This is a genomic window from Streptomyces sp. NBC_01716 (genome assembly GCF_036248275.1).
Taxonomy (GTDB): domain Bacteria; phylum Actinomycetota; class Actinomycetes; order Streptomycetales; family Streptomycetaceae; genus Streptomyces.
In genome coordinates, this window is sequence record NZ_CP109181.1 from 1,316,624 (window position 1) to 1,332,497 (window position 15,874).

Annotated in this window: 15 protein-coding genes and 1 pseudogene; 8 read left to right on the forward strand and 8 right to left on the reverse strand. The window is 69.6% G+C overall.

The window, feature by feature from the left end; genetic code table 11:
* The first annotated feature begins 97 nt into the window (after positions 1–97).
* On the forward strand, positions 98–1,288 hold the full coding sequence (locus OIE74_RS05635; protein ID WP_329379031.1) for a saccharopine dehydrogenase family protein: 1,191 nt from the start codon (positions 98–100) through the stop codon (positions 1,286–1,288).
* A 129-nt stretch (positions 1,289–1,417) separates the two neighbouring features.
* Here the strand turns inward: OIE74_RS05635 and OIE74_RS05640 are convergent, their stop codons facing one another.
* On the reverse strand, positions 1,418–2,113 hold the full coding sequence (locus OIE74_RS05640; RefSeq protein WP_329379033.1) for an endonuclease V: 696 nt from the start codon (positions 2,111–2,113) through the stop codon (positions 1,418–1,420).
* 198 nt (positions 2,114–2,311) lie between these two features.
* Here OIE74_RS05640 and OIE74_RS05645 point away from each other — a divergent pair, with 198 nt between their 5' ends.
* Complete coding sequence (locus OIE74_RS05645) at positions 2,312–2,728, forward strand: SsgA family sporulation/cell division regulator (RefSeq protein ID WP_329379035.1); 417 nt, start codon at positions 2,312–2,314, stop codon at positions 2,726–2,728.
* Positions 2,729–3,004: 276 nt separating this feature from the next.
* Positions 3,005–4,648 (forward strand): ABC-F family ATP-binding cassette domain-containing protein, encoded by a 1,644-nt coding sequence (locus tag OIE74_RS05650; protein WP_329379037.1) that lies wholly within the window; start codon positions 3,005–3,007, stop codon positions 4,646–4,648.
* 344 nt (positions 4,649–4,992) lie between these two features.
* Here the strand turns inward: OIE74_RS05650 and OIE74_RS05655 are convergent, their stop codons facing one another.
* Genes OIE74_RS05655 through OIE74_RS05675 form a run of 5 tightly spaced genes read right to left on the reverse strand, consistent with a single transcriptional unit; the run spans position 4,993 to position 8,382 of the window.
* Complete coding sequence (locus OIE74_RS05655; protein WP_329379039.1) at positions 4,993–5,430, reverse strand: NUDIX hydrolase; 438 nt, start codon at positions 5,428–5,430, stop codon at positions 4,993–4,995.
* A 19-nt stretch (positions 5,431–5,449) separates the two neighbouring features.
* Entirely contained in the window at positions 5,450–6,244 is a 795-nt protein-coding gene (locus tag OIE74_RS05660) for an STM4013/SEN3800 family hydrolase (RefSeq protein WP_329379041.1), read from the reverse strand.
* A complete protein-coding gene (locus tag OIE74_RS05665; protein WP_329379043.1) occupies positions 6,241–6,738 on the reverse strand; it encodes a hypothetical protein in 498 nt (165 codons plus the stop codon). The genes OIE74_RS05660 and OIE74_RS05665 overlap by 4 nt, the downstream gene beginning before the upstream one ends.
* Entirely contained in the window at positions 6,731–7,309 is a 579-nt protein-coding gene (locus tag OIE74_RS05670; RefSeq protein ID WP_329379045.1) for a dTMP kinase, read from the reverse strand. Before OIE74_RS05670 ends, OIE74_RS05665 begins: the two co-directional genes overlap by 8 nt.
* Before the next feature lie 56 nt (positions 7,310–7,365).
* Entirely contained in the window at positions 7,366–8,382 is a 1,017-nt protein-coding gene (locus tag OIE74_RS05675) for a radical SAM protein (RefSeq protein WP_329379047.1), read from the reverse strand.
* 420 nt (positions 8,383–8,802) lie between these two features.
* Between OIE74_RS05675 and OIE74_RS05680 the strand changes: the two genes are divergently transcribed.
* The 5 genes and pseudogenes from OIE74_RS05680 to OIE74_RS05700 all read left to right on the forward strand — a co-directional run bounded on the left by OIE74_RS05680 (position 8,803) and on the right by OIE74_RS05700 (position 14,414).
* Positions 8,803–10,047, forward strand: a complete 1,245-nt coding sequence (locus OIE74_RS05680) for a helix-turn-helix domain-containing protein (protein ID WP_329379049.1) — start codon at positions 8,803–8,805, stop codon at positions 10,045–10,047.
* Between the two features lie 10 nt (positions 10,048–10,057).
* On the forward strand, positions 10,058–10,531 hold the full coding sequence (locus tag OIE74_RS05685; RefSeq protein WP_329379050.1) for a hypothetical protein: 474 nt from the start codon (positions 10,058–10,060) through the stop codon (positions 10,529–10,531).
* 181 nt (positions 10,532–10,712) lie between these two features.
* Positions 10,713–10,895: pseudogene (locus OIE74_RS05690) on the forward strand (ABC transporter ATP-binding protein); the annotation flags it as partial.
* Positions 10,896–10,983: 88 nt separating this feature from the next.
* Positions 10,984–13,254: an excinuclease ABC subunit UvrA gene (locus OIE74_RS05695; protein WP_329379052.1), complete on the forward strand. Its 2,271-nt coding sequence runs from the start codon at positions 10,984–10,986 to the stop codon at positions 13,252–13,254.
* A 185-nt stretch (positions 13,255–13,439) separates the two neighbouring features.
* The gene (locus OIE74_RS05700) at positions 13,440–14,414 is read left to right on the forward strand and encodes an acyl-ACP desaturase (protein WP_329379054.1); all 975 of its coding nucleotides are present in this window, start codon (positions 13,440–13,442) and stop codon (positions 14,412–14,414) included.
* Positions 14,415–14,627: 213 nt separating this feature from the next.
* Here OIE74_RS05700 and OIE74_RS05705 read toward each other — a convergent pair whose 3' ends face one another.
* Complete coding sequence (locus tag OIE74_RS05705; protein WP_443076034.1) at positions 14,628–14,939, reverse strand: WhiB family transcriptional regulator; 312 nt, start codon at positions 14,937–14,939, stop codon at positions 14,628–14,630.
* 85 nt (positions 14,940–15,024) lie between these two features.
* Complete coding sequence (locus OIE74_RS05710) at positions 15,025–15,822, reverse strand: VOC family protein (protein WP_329379056.1); 798 nt, start codon at positions 15,820–15,822, stop codon at positions 15,025–15,027.
* Between the last annotated feature and the right edge of the window lie 52 nt (positions 15,823–15,874).

The window sequence follows — 15,874 nt, forward strand, 5'->3', positions numbered from 1 at the left end:
GTGTGGCGCCCCGCGCGGGTCACCCCCTCCCCCGGCCGGTGGTGCCAGGCGCTAGCCTTCGGCCCCGACAGCGGCCCGGCTCGACTGCGAGGACTGGATGAACAGGCAGAACGGCGCAGAACGCCCGTACCACATAGTGCTCTTCGGGGCGACAGGCTTCGTCGGAACGCTCACGGCCGAATATCTCGCCCTGACCGCGCCTGCGAGCTGCCGATGGGCGATAGCGGGCCGCGACCGGGCCAGGCTGGAGAAGCTGCGGGCCCGGCTGGCCGGCATCGCCCCGCGCTGCGCGGACCTCTCCCTGCTGGTGGCCGACTCCACCGATCCGGCGTCCCTGCGGTCGCTCGCCGAGTCCACGCAGGTGCTCGCCACGACCGTCGGCCCGTACGTCTGGCACGGGGAGGGCCTTGTCGCCGCCTGCGCGGAGGCCGGGACGGACTACGCGGACATCTCCGGGGAGACGGAGTTCGTCGACCGGATGTATGTGGCGTACGAGGACCGGGCCCGGCAGACCGGGGCGCGGCTGGTGCATGCCTGCGGGTTCGACTGCGTACCGCACGATCTGGGCGCGTACTTCACGGTCAACCAGCTGCCCGCGGATGTGCCGCTGCGGATCGACGGGTTCGTCCGCACCAACGCGTTCTTCTCCGGCGGGACCCTGGCCACGGCCCTGAACGCGCTCAGCCGCGGCCGGCAGAGCATGGAGGCGGCGAAGCTGCGGCGGCTGCACGAGCCCCGGCTGGTCGGGCGGCGGGCCGTCGGGCCGCTGGGCACGCCGCACTTCAGCAAGGAGACGGGCCTCTGGGCGCTGCCGCTGCCCACGCTGGACGCGCGGGTGGTGGCACGCTCGGCTGCGGCGCTGCCCCGGTACGGCCCCGACTTCCGCTACCGGCACTTCGTCGGCGTCAAGACGCTGCCGGTCGCGCTGGGCGGCACGGTGGCGGCGGGTACCGGCGCGGCGCTGGCGCGGATACCGGCGGTGCGGCGGGCCCTGATGAACCGCTTCGAGCCGGGCACCGGGCCTGACGAGGCACGCAGGAGCGGCAGTTGGTTCACGGCGCGGTTCGTGGGCGAGGGCGGCGGACGCAGGGTGTTCACCGAGGTCTCGGGCGGCGACCCGGGCTACGACGAGACGGCGAAGATGCTGGCGGAGGTGGCGTTGAGCCTGGCCTTCGACGACCTTCCCAAGACGTCGGGGCAGGTCACGACGGCCGCCGCGATGGGTGACGCGCTGCTGGAACGGCTGCGGTCGGCCGGGATGGTCTTCCGGGTCGCGCACTCACGCTAGAAGACGGCGAGGGTCGGACGGCGAGGGTCATGGGAACGCGGCGGCCCGCCCCCAGCACGGGCCGCCGCGCTCGTATCCCTTCGAGGGACAGACCGGGGCCCCGCCCGAAACTCATCGCTCCGCGCCGGATCAATCTCCGCGCGTCGCCTCCACCGCCTCGCGCAGCGCCCGGCGGCACAGCGCGTCCGCCCGGCGGGTCGTCTCCGGGACGCGGAAGTCCGGGGCCAGCCGCAGGGTGTGCGCGCAGGCGGTGTCGAGGCCGGTGCGGTGGCCGACGGAGACGAAGACGGGCTTCACACCGTCCTGGGTACGCAGCGCCCGGCCCACCTCCTCGCCGTCGTCGGCCACCAGCGGTGCGAACTCGCCGCGCCGGGGGCCGGGTTGCTCGTACGAGAAGGTGAAGGGGTTCTTGGCGACACCGATCACCGGCAGCCCGGTCAGCACCCCGAGATGGGCGGCGAGTCCGAACCGGCGGGGGTGGGCGCGGCCGTAACCGTCGCAGACGACCAGTCCCGGGTCCGACGTCAGGCCCTCGAGGGCGGCGAGGACCGTCGGGATCTCGCGGAAGGCGAGCAGGCCCGGCACATAGGGGAAGGTGACACGGCCGACGGCGGTCGCCTCGTCCACGACGGCGAGAGTGGCCGCGTCGAGAACGACGGCAGCCGCGGCGACGATGTCGCGGTCGTCGTCGTACGCGACGTCGACCCCGGTCACCGACCCGGTCCCGGGCTCCGGCCCCTTTTCGTCGAGCACGACCAGTTCGCGCAACTCGTCCTGGATCGCCCTGGCTTCGGCCTCGTCGGCGGGTGTCCTGATCGTCGTCATGGTGCGTCAAGGGTAGTGCCGCGCAGGGGCCGCGACCGTTTCGTCCGGAGTCGGGCGGTGCCATGGGCACCGACCCGTGAGTAGGAAAAACGGTGACGTAGCTCACGCCGTTCACCGAGCACTCTTCAGCGCGTTGCGTCGTCTTTCCCTGTAGCGGAAGACACTCATCCGCCCGAGCCGCGCAAAGGGGAGCTGGCCTTGTCCACCGTCATCGAGCAGGACCTGCAAGCCCGGCTGGTCGCCTCGGCGCCACAGCTGGAGACCGTTCCCGCGATCCTGCGCTACGACGGCGGGGATCCCTTCGCCGTACAGATGGCGTTCCCGCCCACGGCGACGCTGGAGGGTACCGAAGTGTCCTGGGCGTTCTCCCGGGAGCTGCTGACGGTCGGCATGGACGAGCCGGCCGGGCTCGGTGACGTACGGGTGCGGCCGTTCGGCTACGACCGTACGGTGCTGGAGTTCCACGCCCCCGAAGGCGTCGCGATGGTCCATGTCCGCACCTCGGAGGTACGGCGCTTCCTCGACCGCTCCCTGGGTGTCGTCCCCGTCGGCCGCGAGCATCTGTATCTCGATCTGGACCACGACGTCGCCGAGCTGCTGCGCGACGCCTGCTGAACCCCGCCGCCGAGGCGTGAAGCCGCGTAAGGCCGCCCGGCCGTAAAAACGCGTTGCTTCCCGCGGCCGTCCCCTCGTACGGTGCACAGCAGTCCTGTTGTCGCCGAACGGAGTAGGACGTTGCTCTTCTGAGGTCCCCTGAGACACCGTGCCGCGCGGCTCCCTGACCGCGCGCACCGCGTGCGACCTCGGCTGTCGAGCCGTCCCTCCCCGGTGCCCCACGCCGGTGTCTCCCACCGTTGCCTCGCATCCCTTCGCAACAGCCAGGAGACCCGTATGCCAACTTCCCCCGCCTCCCCGCAGATCACGTGCTCCGCGCTCTCCTTCGCCTGGCCGGACGGGTCCGTCGTGTTCGACGATCTCCATCTGGCGGTCGGCCCCGGCCGGACCGGTCTGGTCGGCGTCAACGGGTCAGGGAAATCAACCCTGTTGAAGCTGATCGCGGGTGAACTCACGCCCACCGAAGGCAGGACCGGCGCGGTGGGCGAGATCGGCCATCTCCCGCAGAACGCCGTACTGGACACCGCTCTCCGCGTCGACCAGGCGCTCGGCATCGCCGACACCCGCGCCGCGCTGCTCGCCGTCGAGGCGGGCGACGCGAGCGCGGAGAACTTCGCCCTGATCGGCGACGACTGGGACGTCGAGGAACGGGCGCGCGCCACCCTCGACCAGCTCGGACTCGGCCATGTCGGCCTCGACCGGACCATCGGCGAGGTGTCGGGCGGCGAGTGCGTCCTGCTGCGGCTGGCGGCGCTGCTGCTGGCCCGTCCCGCGGTGCTGCTGCTGGACGAGCCGACGAACAATCTCGACCTGTACGCGCGCAGGCGGCTCCACGAGGCCGTCGCCGGCTGGTCCGGCTTGCTGGTCATGGTCAGCCACGACCGTGAACTCCTCGATCTGGCCGACCGGATCGGCGATCTCCGGGACGGCGAGGTGACCTGGTACGGCGGGAACTTCTCCGCGTACGAGGAGGCCCTGGCCGTCGAACAGGAGGCGGCGGAACGGATGGTGCGCGTCGCAGAGGGTGATGTGCAGCGGCAGAAGCGTGAACTGGCCGACGCCCAGGTCAAGTTGGCCCGGCGCAAGCGCTACGGGCAGAAGATGTGGGACACCAAGCGCGAGCCGAAGACCATCATGCAGGAGCGCAAACGCCAGGCGCAGGTCTCGGCGGGCAAGCACCGGATCATGCACACCTCGAAGCTCGCGGAGGCCAGGGAACGGCTCGACGAGGCGGTGGAGGCGGTGCGTGACGACGACGAGATCCGGATCGAACTGCCGGCCACCGAGGTCCACCCCGGCGTGGGCGTGCTGCGCCTGCGCGAGCTGGAGCTGCGGTACGGGGCGCGGGCCAAGGGCGAATTCGCGATCCACGGCCCGGAGCGGATCGCGCTGGTGGGCCGGAACGGGGCGGGCAAGACGACGCTGCTGCGGACGGTCGCCGGGGAGCTGGCGCCGGTCGCGGGCGAGGCCGATTCGCTGGTGCCGACGCGCTTCCTGCCGCAACGGCTCGACGTCCTGGACGACGCGCTGAGCGTGGCGGAGAACGTCGCACGGTTCGCGCCCGCCGCCACGGACAACATGATCCGGGCGCGGCTCGCCCGCTTCCTGTTCCGGGGCGCGCGGGCGAACCAGCCGGCCGGGACGCTGTCGGGCGGTGAGCGGTTCCGCGCCTCGCTCGCCGCTCTGCTGCTCGCCGAGCCGGCGCCGCGCCTGCTGATGCTGGACGAGCCGACGAACAATCTCGACCTGGCGAGCGTGCGCGCCCTCACGGCGGCGCTGGGGGCGTACAGGGGCGCCCTGGTCGTGGCGAGCCACGACCTGCCGTTCCTGGAGTCGATCGGCATCACGCGGTGGCTGGTTCTCGACGGCGAGCTGCGTGACACGACGGTGGAGGAGGTACGGGCGGGGACGGCCTCGTAGGGGCCTCCCAGATCGACGACCTGTCCGTGACGATCGTCATCGACCAGAAACCGGTGGGCGGCAACGTCCGCTCAGCATTGCGAGCCCCCGCAACCGCGGCGGTTTGGGGCGCGTCATTACGCCGCGGCCTCGCCGAACCAGGCCACAGGGCCGCAGTGAAGCAGCCACCGGCTTGCTTGCGCAGCAAACCGCACTCGACCAGGCGGGCTGTATCGTCACGGGTGCACTGGACTCGGCCTATGTCTGCCCCTCAAGACGGCGCACCTCCTGCTCGACCAAGGCTGGTTTGTCCCCCTCGGCGTGAGCTTCCTCCACTGCTCCGTCAGACTCTCGACCAGTAGGGCTCAGAGGACGGACTGGGCCAGCAGTAGCGCCAGCGGGCCGCCCTGAAGCAGGAAGCGTCCGTCGGCGACGGCCTGGATCGCGTCGGCCATGGGCCACCACATCAGCTTGAAGTCCGCTTCGCTGGGCGTGAGCCGCTGAGGGCCGCAGGTGAGTTCTTCGGCGAGGAAGAGATGGATGCGGGCGGTGGAGTCGAGGGTGATGGCGTACGAGCCGAGGGGGCGCCAGGTTTCTGCGGTGACGCCGGCTTCCTCGCACAGCTCGCGCCGTGCGCACTCTTCCGGTGTCTCGCCGGGCTCCCGGCGCCCCCCGGGCAGGAATACGAATTCGCCGCCGTGCTGGGGGAATTCGGAGGTCAGCACGGCAATCTCACCGTCCGCGTCATGGGCCACGATGACGGAGGCGTCGCACCGCGCCCCCCGGTGGGTTGCTGTAGTCATGGCCCGTGATCGTAGCCGCCTACTCCGACAACAGGGCTGCGTACGGCACGTTGAGCACGCTCGGGTGAGCGATGCCGCGGCCGTGGTAGCCGTCCTCGCCGAAGGCGTCGCCGTGGTCGGCGCACATGATGATCAGCCATCTCTTCGTTCGGGTCAGCCCGTCGACCAGATGGCCGAGGTGTTCGTCCGCGTACGCGAGCGCGGCGGCCTGTGACTGCCAGGAGTCCTTGCTGTCACCGGTGTAGTGCCCGTGGGGCACGTGGGTGGCGGAGACGTTGACGAACAGGAACAGCGGCCGGCTGGGGTACTGCTCGGCGATGACGAGGGCCTGAGCGACCTGATGCCGTGTGGAGTCCGGCTCCGGGGAGCAGAACTCGGGCCGCCAGTGGTCCTCGTGGAACATGCCGGGCAATACCGACCCGAGCGGGGTCTCCCGCGAGAAGTACGTCACGCCGCCGATGCACACGGTGCGGTATCCGTGCTGCGCGAGCCCGGTGAGGAGGTTCGGCGCGTCGAAGACGAAGGTGCCCTGGTCGACGGTCTTGAACGCGGGCGGGCGGCACTCCCACAGCCGGGGCGGCTGTACGGGTTGTGGGAGCTTGGGCAGGAAGCCGGAGAAGAAGGCCATGTGCGCGGGGAGGGTGAAGGTGCCGGGAGTGCGGCGTTCTTCCCATGCCCCGCCCGGCAGGAGCTTGGCCAGGCGCGGTGTCTGACCGGCGCGCATGACCGCGCGGGCGACGTCGTAGCGCAGGGAATCGAGGGTGACGAACAGGATGCTGGTCTCGTTTCGGATGACTTCGGCCGCGTCGATCACGGCGACTCCACCAGATCGCGACGCTCGATGATGCGGCCCTTGGCCTGATCATTCACCGGCCTCGGAGCACGGTCCGAGGCGATCATCTCCCGCACCTTGGCCAGGCCTTTTTCCTCGTCGACCGGCTGCCCGTCCGCGTCGTAGAGGCGGATGGTGACGATCTTCCGTCCGCCCTCCACGCCGGTGGACAGCCTGGCGCCGGGGATCGCCCCGAGGCTCGTCATCGCGCGCAGAAGCTGGGATTCGCCGGCCGTGCCGAGGTCTGCCACCTGGCATCCCCAGTGCTCTGCGTTGATGGCCCCGCGGCAGAACCTGCGGTGGAACTCTGCCGTCGTGGGGTGCCCGTCGTGGGCTACGGCCAGCTGCCCGGTGCGGCTCACCACGACGAAGCACGAGGCGACCCACCAGGCCACCCCTTCATGGATCTCACCTGGGAACACGCCGGCGACACGGCCGTCACGGATGACGGCATCGGTATCGATCGGGTTAAGCACGCCGCTCCTCCAGGTGCTTGACGATGATGTCGGACAGGTCGTCCGGACTCCGGCCGTCCGTGGGGAGCAGGACCGCGCTCGGGTCTTCTTCGGCGACAGCCGCGAAGTTCGCCCGCAGGGCATGGAGGCGGCCGGGAACGCCGAACAGGTCGGTGTCGTCCTGCTTCACGTCCTTCTTGGCGCCCATCCGCTCCTTCAGCGCACGATCGGAGCTGACCAGGTAGAACGTGGCCTCGGGCAGGACCAGATACGGCCGGAACGGCGCGATCAGGTCTTTCACCTGGTCCAAGCCGACGCCGTTGACGGCCGCGTGGCAGGCCGCGACAGAGGAGGCGTACCGGTCTGCGACCACAGGCCCTGTGCTGAGGAACTGCCGTACGGCGTCGGAGACGTGCAGGAGACCGGACAGGTAGAAGGCGAACTGCGGCAGCGGCCGAAGTCCCCGGTTGATCACGTCGGACCAGCCGGTGTGCGGGTCGGTGAGGGTGTGGATCGCCGCGGCCTCCAGCCGCCTGGCCAGGAGGCGGGTGAGCGTCGACTTGCCTACGCCTGAGACGCCCTCCAGGACCACGAACGGCCCTCGGCGTCCACCGTCTGCCCCAGGGATGTACGGGGCGCGCAAGGGGCTCACAGGGTGCCTTCGGTGAAGGCGGAGACGTGATGGGCGACAGCCGCCGGGATCGCCTCCGGTTCGGCCAGCAAGGGACGCACGTCCATGCGGAGGTCGTCCCGCAGCAGGCAAGGCTGAACACCGCCGGCGTGGTCAACGCGCAGCGACCAGAAGCCTTCCACGCACGTCGGCTTGACGGGGCAGGTACCGCACTGGCCGACGTGGTGACGGCCGAGTTCACGATGGATGACGTCGACCTCGATGCCGTCGATCCGGAAGACCCGCCGCCCTTGCCCGACTCCGGAGACTTCGATCTCCTCGTCGCTGGTAAGGGTGCGCAGGTGGTCGATGATGCCCTGGGCGCCGATCGCGGAGCCCTTCCGGTCCGCGTTGAAGTTGGTGTCTACCAGTTCGATGAACTGCACGGACATGCGCCGGTCGAGCGCGAAGGCCAGGATGTCGTGCAGCTCGTGTGCGTTCTCCCGCTGTACCAGCGTGTTCAGCTCTACCCGCTGAAATATCTCGCGGGCGGCCTCGATTCCGTCGAGGATGGTCGCGATGCCGATGCGGGTGTTCGCGATGGCCTTCAGCGACTCGTCCGAGAAGTAGTGAAGGGAGACCTTCACCTTGTCCAGGGCGGTCGTGGAAAGCCACTCCTGATGCGTGCGGACCAAGGTTCCGTTCGTGATCAGGGTGTAGTTCGCGTCCGGTCCGTGTCCGGGAAGCTGGGTCAGAACCGGCCGTGCCAGAGGCGACATGAGGGGTTCTCCGCCGGTGAAGTACACCCGCTTGAGCCCGGCACTCATCAGCCCGCGCAGGATGTTCAGGAAGTCCTCGGCGGTCATCTCGCGCTCGCGAGGACGCGCCTGGCGGTTCAGATGCGTGAAGGGCGGTGGTACGTCTCCCTCGTTGTGGCAGAACCAGCACTTTTCATTGCACTTCGGGGTCAGGGAGACCCTGAGCTGCCCACGCAGGGCTGCGAAGTTTCGCAGCGCGGTCCAGTCCACGGCGGCCGTGGGGGCCGGAAGGATCATGACCTGTTCCTTTCGTCACGTTCGCGTATGCCTAGGAATCGGCGAAGTGGTGCGCTCCGGGCGAGGCCGAGGGCTGCGCCTGGGGGCAGGCCGGCCAGGCCTACGGCGCAGCCGGCATGGCCTGTACTGCGGGGACGCGTCCGGGGTGTGGTGGATGCCGCGGGGCGTCTTGCGGTCATGGTCATCATCGCGGCCTCACGCTCGCGTTGGCTGGACTCGACGCCGTCCCTCCCGGAGGGAAGGACGGGCACCTGGTCCAGAACTTGCCGGTGGTGTTGGGCTGTTGCTGTCCTGACAGCCAGTCAACAATCACGGAGAGCTGTGGGACCATCACGCATGCGGCAGCCGCATACAGATATGCACCAAGCGGGTACGGGCAGGCGCTCGGTCCCGTATGGGCTCGTAGCGTGGGGGTGTGCCGTGAACTGGCAGGCGGCGACGGTCCGGGGTGCGTCCCGGACCGGGGACTACGGCAAGGTCATCGAACTTGTCCGGCAGGACCGGCGCATGACTCAGACCCAGTTGGGCGAGGTGATCGGTCTTTCGCAATCGGCCGTCTCCCGGCTGGAGAAGCGCGGCACTCTTACATACAGCACGGACATCCTGGCAGCAGCTTCCGCGCATCTGGGCATTCCGCCGGCGCTGGTGGGACTCGCGGATGGCCGCCCACAGGGTCAGTCGAACGGTGACGACGACTTGGACCGACGAAAGTTCCTCGGCGGCTTCGCTGCGACAGCGGCGAAGCCGGTACTGACTGCACTACCGGACAAGGCCGACGCGGGAGGCGGTCAGGCTGCCGCGCTGCGGCTGTCTACGTCGGCGTACAGACGGCTCGACGGCTCCACGCCGTCCCGCGATCTCGCCGAGGCCGTACGGTCGCACATGCGGCTGATCCAGAACATCACCGGCGCCGCCTCGGGTGACGGCGACCGCAGTCGCCTCGCCGCTGTCGGTAGCGAGGCGGCGAGCCTCGCCGGATGGCTGGCATGGGACATGGGTGACAACGGGTCAGCGCGCACCTGGTACGGCTCGGCGGTCAAGGCTGCCCGGTCGGCCGCTGACCCGCTCCTGACCGCTTACCAGACCGGAAGTCTGGCTCAGTTCGAGGCCCACGCGGGCAATGCGGCCGAGGCCCTGAACCTGACCCGCAGGGCGCGGCGGGTGCTCGGAGACCGTCGTCCGCCAGTCGCGGATGCGTGGCTGACGTCTGTGGAGGCACTCGCCCACGCGGCAGCCGGTAACCGGCGCGCGGCGGACAAGGCATTGACTGCGAGCCGCGCGGCGGCCGAGGCCCTGCCCGAGGAGCCGCCACCGTGGCCGTGGGTGTTCACCTTCGACCCAGCGAAGGTAGCCGCGTGCCGGGTCACCTGTGGAGCGCGACTCGGGCTTCCGGAATGGGTCCTCTCGGACGATGTCGACGCACTGCCCATTGGGCACGCGAAGCAACACGCGCTCCTCGTGCTCGATATCGCCGCCGGGCATCTAGCCGGTGGACGGGTCGAGGCCGCGTTCGCGCTCGCCGGTCGTGCTCTGGACACCGGCCTTCAGTACCGGTCCGGGCGGATCGTGGAGCGGGCCCGCGCAGTGCGCCGTAACCTCACGACCACCGCGCCGCCCAAAGTGGTGCGGGAATTCGATGAGCGCCTACACGGCGTCTACCTGTAGGAGGACAGGCATGCGGGTGGGGATCACTGGTCACCGCGGGCTCAGCGAGGACGTGGAGCAGCGCGTGCGGGTCATGCTGGACGAGGCTGTGAGCGGCTTCGGCGCCGCCGAGTTGGTCGGCGTCTCCTGCATCGCGGACGGCCCGGATGCCTGGTTCGCCGAGGCCGTGTTGAAGCACGGAGGGTGCCTTGAGGTCGTCGTTCCCGCCGCCGCGTACCGCGATGGGCTGCCAGAGTGGCACCGCGCCACGTACGACGAGCTGATCGGCAGCGCCGCGGATGTTCACGAGACCGGCATGGACGACTCGACCTCTGAGGCCCACCAGGCGGGATCAGAGATCCTCGTCGGCCTGTCTGACGAACTCCTCGCGGTGTGGGACGGAAAACCGGCATGGGGGTACGGGGGGACGGCGGACGTGGTCGCCTATGCCGAGCGGATCGGCACCCCGGTCCGGGTTCTGTGGCCGGAGGGCGCCAGCCGCTGACTCCCACTCATGGAGACAACTGTCCGAGCGTGTGTGACCAGGCATCGCGGGCGCGGGCTGCGTGCCTGCGGAGGCACCGGCCAGCGTGTCCTTACGCCCGTGCTGGAGGGGGAGCCCGACCGACGATCGCCAACTGGCCGTCTCGGCAGGACCGGTCTGGTCGGCGTCAACGGGTCAGGGAAATCTCGACCTGGCGAGCGTGCGCGCCCTCACGGCGGCGCTGGGGGCGTACAGGGGCGCCCTGGTCGTGGCGAGCCACGACCTGCCGTTCCTGGAGTCGATCGGCATCACGCGGTGGCTGGTTCTCGACGGCGAGCTGCGTGACACGACGGTGGAGGAGGTACGGGCGGGGACGGCCTCGTAACGGCCGTCCCCGGGGGTCGAAACACGAACCAGAGGCCGGGCGGAAATCCGGACAGTAGTTGTCTGGATTCCCGGTTAGCTTCGGGCCCATGCCTCGAAACATCACCATCGTGGGCGCCCGTGAGAACAACCTCAGGGACGTCTCGCTGACCATTCCCAAGGACCGGATCACCGTCTTCACCGGGGTCTCCGGGTCCGGCAAGTCCTCGATCGTCTTCGACACCATCGCCGTGGAGTCGCAGCGCCAGCTCAACGAGACCTTCACGACGTTCATCAGGAACCGGCTGCCCAAGTACGAGCGGCCGCACGTCGAGGCGATCGACGACCTGTCCGTGGCGATCGTCATCGACCAGAAGCCGGTGGGCGGCAACGTCCGTTCCACCGTCGGCACGATGACCGACATCTACTCGGTGATCAGGGTGCTGTTCTCGCGGTACGGCACGCCGAGCGCGGGGGCGGCCACCGCGTACTCCTTCAACGACCCGTCCGGCATGTGCCCGGAGTGCGACGGCGTGGGGCGGGTCGTACGGCTCGACCTCGATCGCGCGGTCGACTGGTCGAAGTCCCTCAACGGCGGCGCGCTGCTGCTGCCGGGGCTCTCGGTGGGCACCTGGGAGTGGAGCCTGTACGCCGGTTCGGGGCACTTCGACCCGGACAAGCCGATCGACCAGTACACCGCCGAGGAGCGCCGACTGCTGCTGTACGGCGGCGACTTCACCGTCAGGCTGGAGCTGCGGACGGGCGCGGCGGACGTACGGTTCGAGGGTGTCGTGGGCCGCTTCACCCGGCTCTTCCTCAAGCGGGACACGGCGAGCCTGTCCGAGAAGCGCAGGGAGGCCGCGAGCCGGTTCACCGCGCAGCGGGTGTGCGACGCGTGCGGCGGGGCGCGGCTCAACGAGGCGGCGCTCGCGACCCGTATCGACGGCCTGAACATCGCCGACTACACCCGGATGGAGGTCGGGGACCTGGTGGGCGTACTGGCGGCGATCGACGACCCGGTGGCGACGCCGATCGCGGCCGCCGCGCGTGAGCGGCTCGACCGGCTGGTGGGGATCGGGCTCGGCTATCTGAGCCTGGACCGGGAGACGACCACGCTCTCCGGCGGTGAGGGGCAGCGGCTCAAGATGGTGCGCCATCTGGGGAGTTCGCTGACGGGGCTGACCTTCATCTTCGACGAGCCGAGCGTGGGTCTGCACCCGCGCGACGTGGGACGGCTGAACGATCTGCTGCGGCGGCTGCGCGACCGGGGCAACACGGTGCTGGTGGTGGAGCACGACCCGGATGTGGTGGCCATCGCGGACCATGTCGTCGACATGGGGCCACGGGCGGGCGCGGACGGCGGACAGGTGGTGTTCGAGGGCACGGTGGAACGGCTGCGGGACTCGGACACCCTCACCGGCCGGCATCTCGTGAGCCGTACCCCCGTCAAGGACACCTTCCGCGCCCCCACCGGCCAACTGCCGGTGCGGGGAGCCGCGTTGCACAATCTGAAGGGCATCGACGTACGGTTCCCCGCCGGGGTGCTGACGGCCGTGACCGGTGTCGCGGGGTCGGGCAAGTCGACGCTGGTCTCGCGGGTCTTCACCGCCGCCCACCCGGACGCGATCGTCATCGACCAGGGCGCGATCACGGCCTCGTCGCGCTCCACGCCGGTGTCGTACCTCGGCGCCATGGACACCGTCCGCAAGGTGTACGCGAAGGAGAACGGCGTCGGGCCGGGCCTCTTCAGCTTCAACTCCTCCGGCGCCTGCGCCGCGTGCGCGGGGCGCGGGATCATCTACACCGACCTCGCGTTCATGGACCCGGTGACGACGGTCTGCCAAGTGTGCGAGGGGCGGCGGTTCAACGACCGCGTACTGGCGCTCCGGGTGGGCGGCAGGTCCATCGTGGACGTGCTGGACATGACGGCGGCTCAGGCGATCCCGTTCTTCGAGGAGTTCGGCGGCGACCGGGGACTGCTGCGCAAGCTGCGGACCCTGAACGACGTGGGGCTCACATATCTGACGCTCGGTCAGCCACTGAGCTCCCTGTCGGGCGGGGAGCGCCAGCGCATCAAACTGGCGACCCAACTGCACCGTACGGGCAGCGTGTACGTCCTGGACGAGCCGACCACCGGGCTGCACATGGCGGACGTGGGCACGCTGCTGGCGCTGCTCGACCGGCTGGTGGACGCGGGGAACACGGTGATCTGCGTCGAGCACAACATGGATGTGGTCAAACGCGCGGACTGGGTGATCGACCTCGGCCCGGACGGCGGAAAACACGGCGGCGAGATCGTCTTCGAGGGAACACCGGCCGAACTGCTGCGCCACCCCAAGTCGTTCACCGCGGAGTACCTCCGGCGGGATCTGGGGGCGTGACCTGTCTCTCGGTACGGCTCCCTACAGCCCCGCGAACCGCTCACATAACCACACGTAAAAGGGCATCCAACCGCGGATAAGTGAGTATCGCGACTCCGGTCTTGGCTCGTGGCTTACCGCGCCCTTAACCTACGGTCACGTAACCTACGAACCCGTAGGTACCACTCCCGTCCCCAGGAGCATCCGTGACACTCACCTCTCCCCATCTCGGCAGTTCGGAGGCGTGGACAGACGCCCGACTGCTGTACGCACTGGAAGAGGTGGTGGAGAAAGAACTCAACCGCCATCTCAAGGTCGCCAAGGACTGGATGCCGCACGAGTACGTGCCCTGGTCCGACGCGCGCAACTTCCCCGGTTTCTTCGAGGACGGCACGGCCTGGGAGGCGGAGCAGTCCAAGGTGACCGACCTCGGCAAGGTCGCCCTCGTGGTGAACCTGCTGACCGAGGACAACCTCCCCAGCTACCACCACGAGATCGCCAGCCTCTTCGGCCGCGACGGCGCGTGGGGCACCTGGGTGCACCGCTGGACCGCCGAGGAGGGCCGGCACGGCATCGTGTTGCGCGACTATCTGCTCGCGTCGCGCGCCGTCGACCCGGACAGGCTGGAGCAGTTCCGGATGGCGCACATGTCGGACGGCTTCACGTCGGACAACCGGCACTCGATGCTGCACTCCGTCGCGTACGTAGCCTTCCAGGAGCTGGCGACCCGTGTCTCGCACCGCAACACCGGCCACCACTCGGGTGACCCGGTCTGCGACCGGATGCTGGCCCGTATCGCCACCGACGAGAACCTGCACATGGTCTTCTACCGCAATCTGCTCGGCGCGGCCTTCCAGATCGCCCCGGACCTCACCATGCGGTCGGTGCGCGACGTGGTCGTGGACTTCCGGATGCCGGGGCACGGTATGCCGGGCTTCGAGCGCGCCGCCGCGCAGATGGCGATCGGCGAGATCTACAACATGCGCATCCACCACGACGACGTGCTCCAGCCGGTGCTGCGCTATCTGAAGGTGCTCGACATCGACGGGCTGGGCCCCGAGGGGCTCAAGGCGCAGGAAGAGCTCGGCATGTACATGGGCGGGCTCGACACCGAAGCGAGCAAGTTCGACGAGAAGCTCGCCGCCCGCAAGGCCCGGATGGCCGCGCGCGCCGCCGGCTGACCCCGCCGGGCCGGTCCGGCGACGGGCGGCACGGATTCATCACGTGCCCCACGAGGCAGAGCTCCCCGCGGGTGACAGGCCGCGGGCCGTACACCCCGCACGGCGTACGGCCCGAAGTCCGGCACCCGTCTCTTCCTCACCGGCGCACCCTCATCGTCGTCGTCTCCGTCCCGTTCGGCGGAGGCGACGACGACGCGTTTCCAGCCGCCCGGCTCAGGCGGTCTCGGACGTGGCCGAAGCCGCTCCGGTACGGGCCGGACCGGAGCGGCGCAGCCGCTCGCGCTCCTTCTCCGACATCCCGCCCCACACGCCGAAGCGCTCGTCGTTGTCCAGGGCGTATTCCAGACACTCGCGCCGCCCCTCACAGGCACCGCAGAGCTGCTTGGCCTCGCGGGTGGACGAGCCGGGGGCCGGGAAGAAGAACTCGGGCCCCGTCTGGGCGCACAGGGCGTTCTCCTGCCAGGCCAGTTCCTGTCCCGTGCGCCCGGTGATGCCGGTGAGGGTTTTCATTGCATCGATCTGCATGGCGCACACGGTGCCTGGTGGCCATAAACATTCGATCAACGACCTGATGAGGGCCGTCCGAGGGGCGATTTCCGGCCCGACTCGCTCACGCGTCCTGCGCGAAGCCCTGCATGAACGCGAGGCGTGCGCCGTACGGGTCGTGCACCACGGCGAAACGGCCGACGCCCTCGATGTCCGTGGGCTCCTGGACGGTCGTACCGCCCAGCCGGTCCGAACTCGCCACCGCAGCATCGCAGTCGGCCGTACCGAAGTACAGGAGCCAGTTCGGCCCCGTCGTGTCGGAGGTCGGATCGGCCTCGCTCGGGACGATCCCGGCGAACATGCCTTCCGGGCCCTTGCCCGCCGGATGGACCATCGTGTACTCGCCGCCGCCTCCCGGCATCGGCATGGTGCTCGACTCCCAGCCGAAGACGGAGCCGTAGAAGCCGGTGGCCGCATCCTTGTCCGGGGTGGTGAGCTCGGCCCAGCAGAGGCTGCCGGGACCGTCGACGGCCTCCAGGCCGCTGTTCGTCCCCGGCTGCCAGGTGGCGAAGTCGGCTCCGGCCGGGTCGGAGCACATCGTCATCCGCCCCAGGTCCCGGACGTCCATCGGCTCGTTGACGACCCGGCCGCCGTTGTCCTGCACGGCCGTGGCGGTGGCGTCGGCATCGGCTGTCTGGAGGTAGAGGGTCCAGGACGGGGGCGCCTGCTCGACGGGGAGCTGCATGGCCCCCGCGACCGTCTTCCCGTTCAGCTGGAACATGCCGTAGCCGCCGAATTCGGGGCCGGCCGACACATGGTCCCAGCCGAGAACACCTCCGTAGAAGGACTTCGCACCCTCGATGTCGGGTGTGGCGAGATCTGCCCAGTTCGGTGAACCCTGCACATAACGGGTGGTGAGCATCACGGCTCCTCAGAGAGACCCCCCGTACGATTCCTCTCCGAGTCTGCTACCG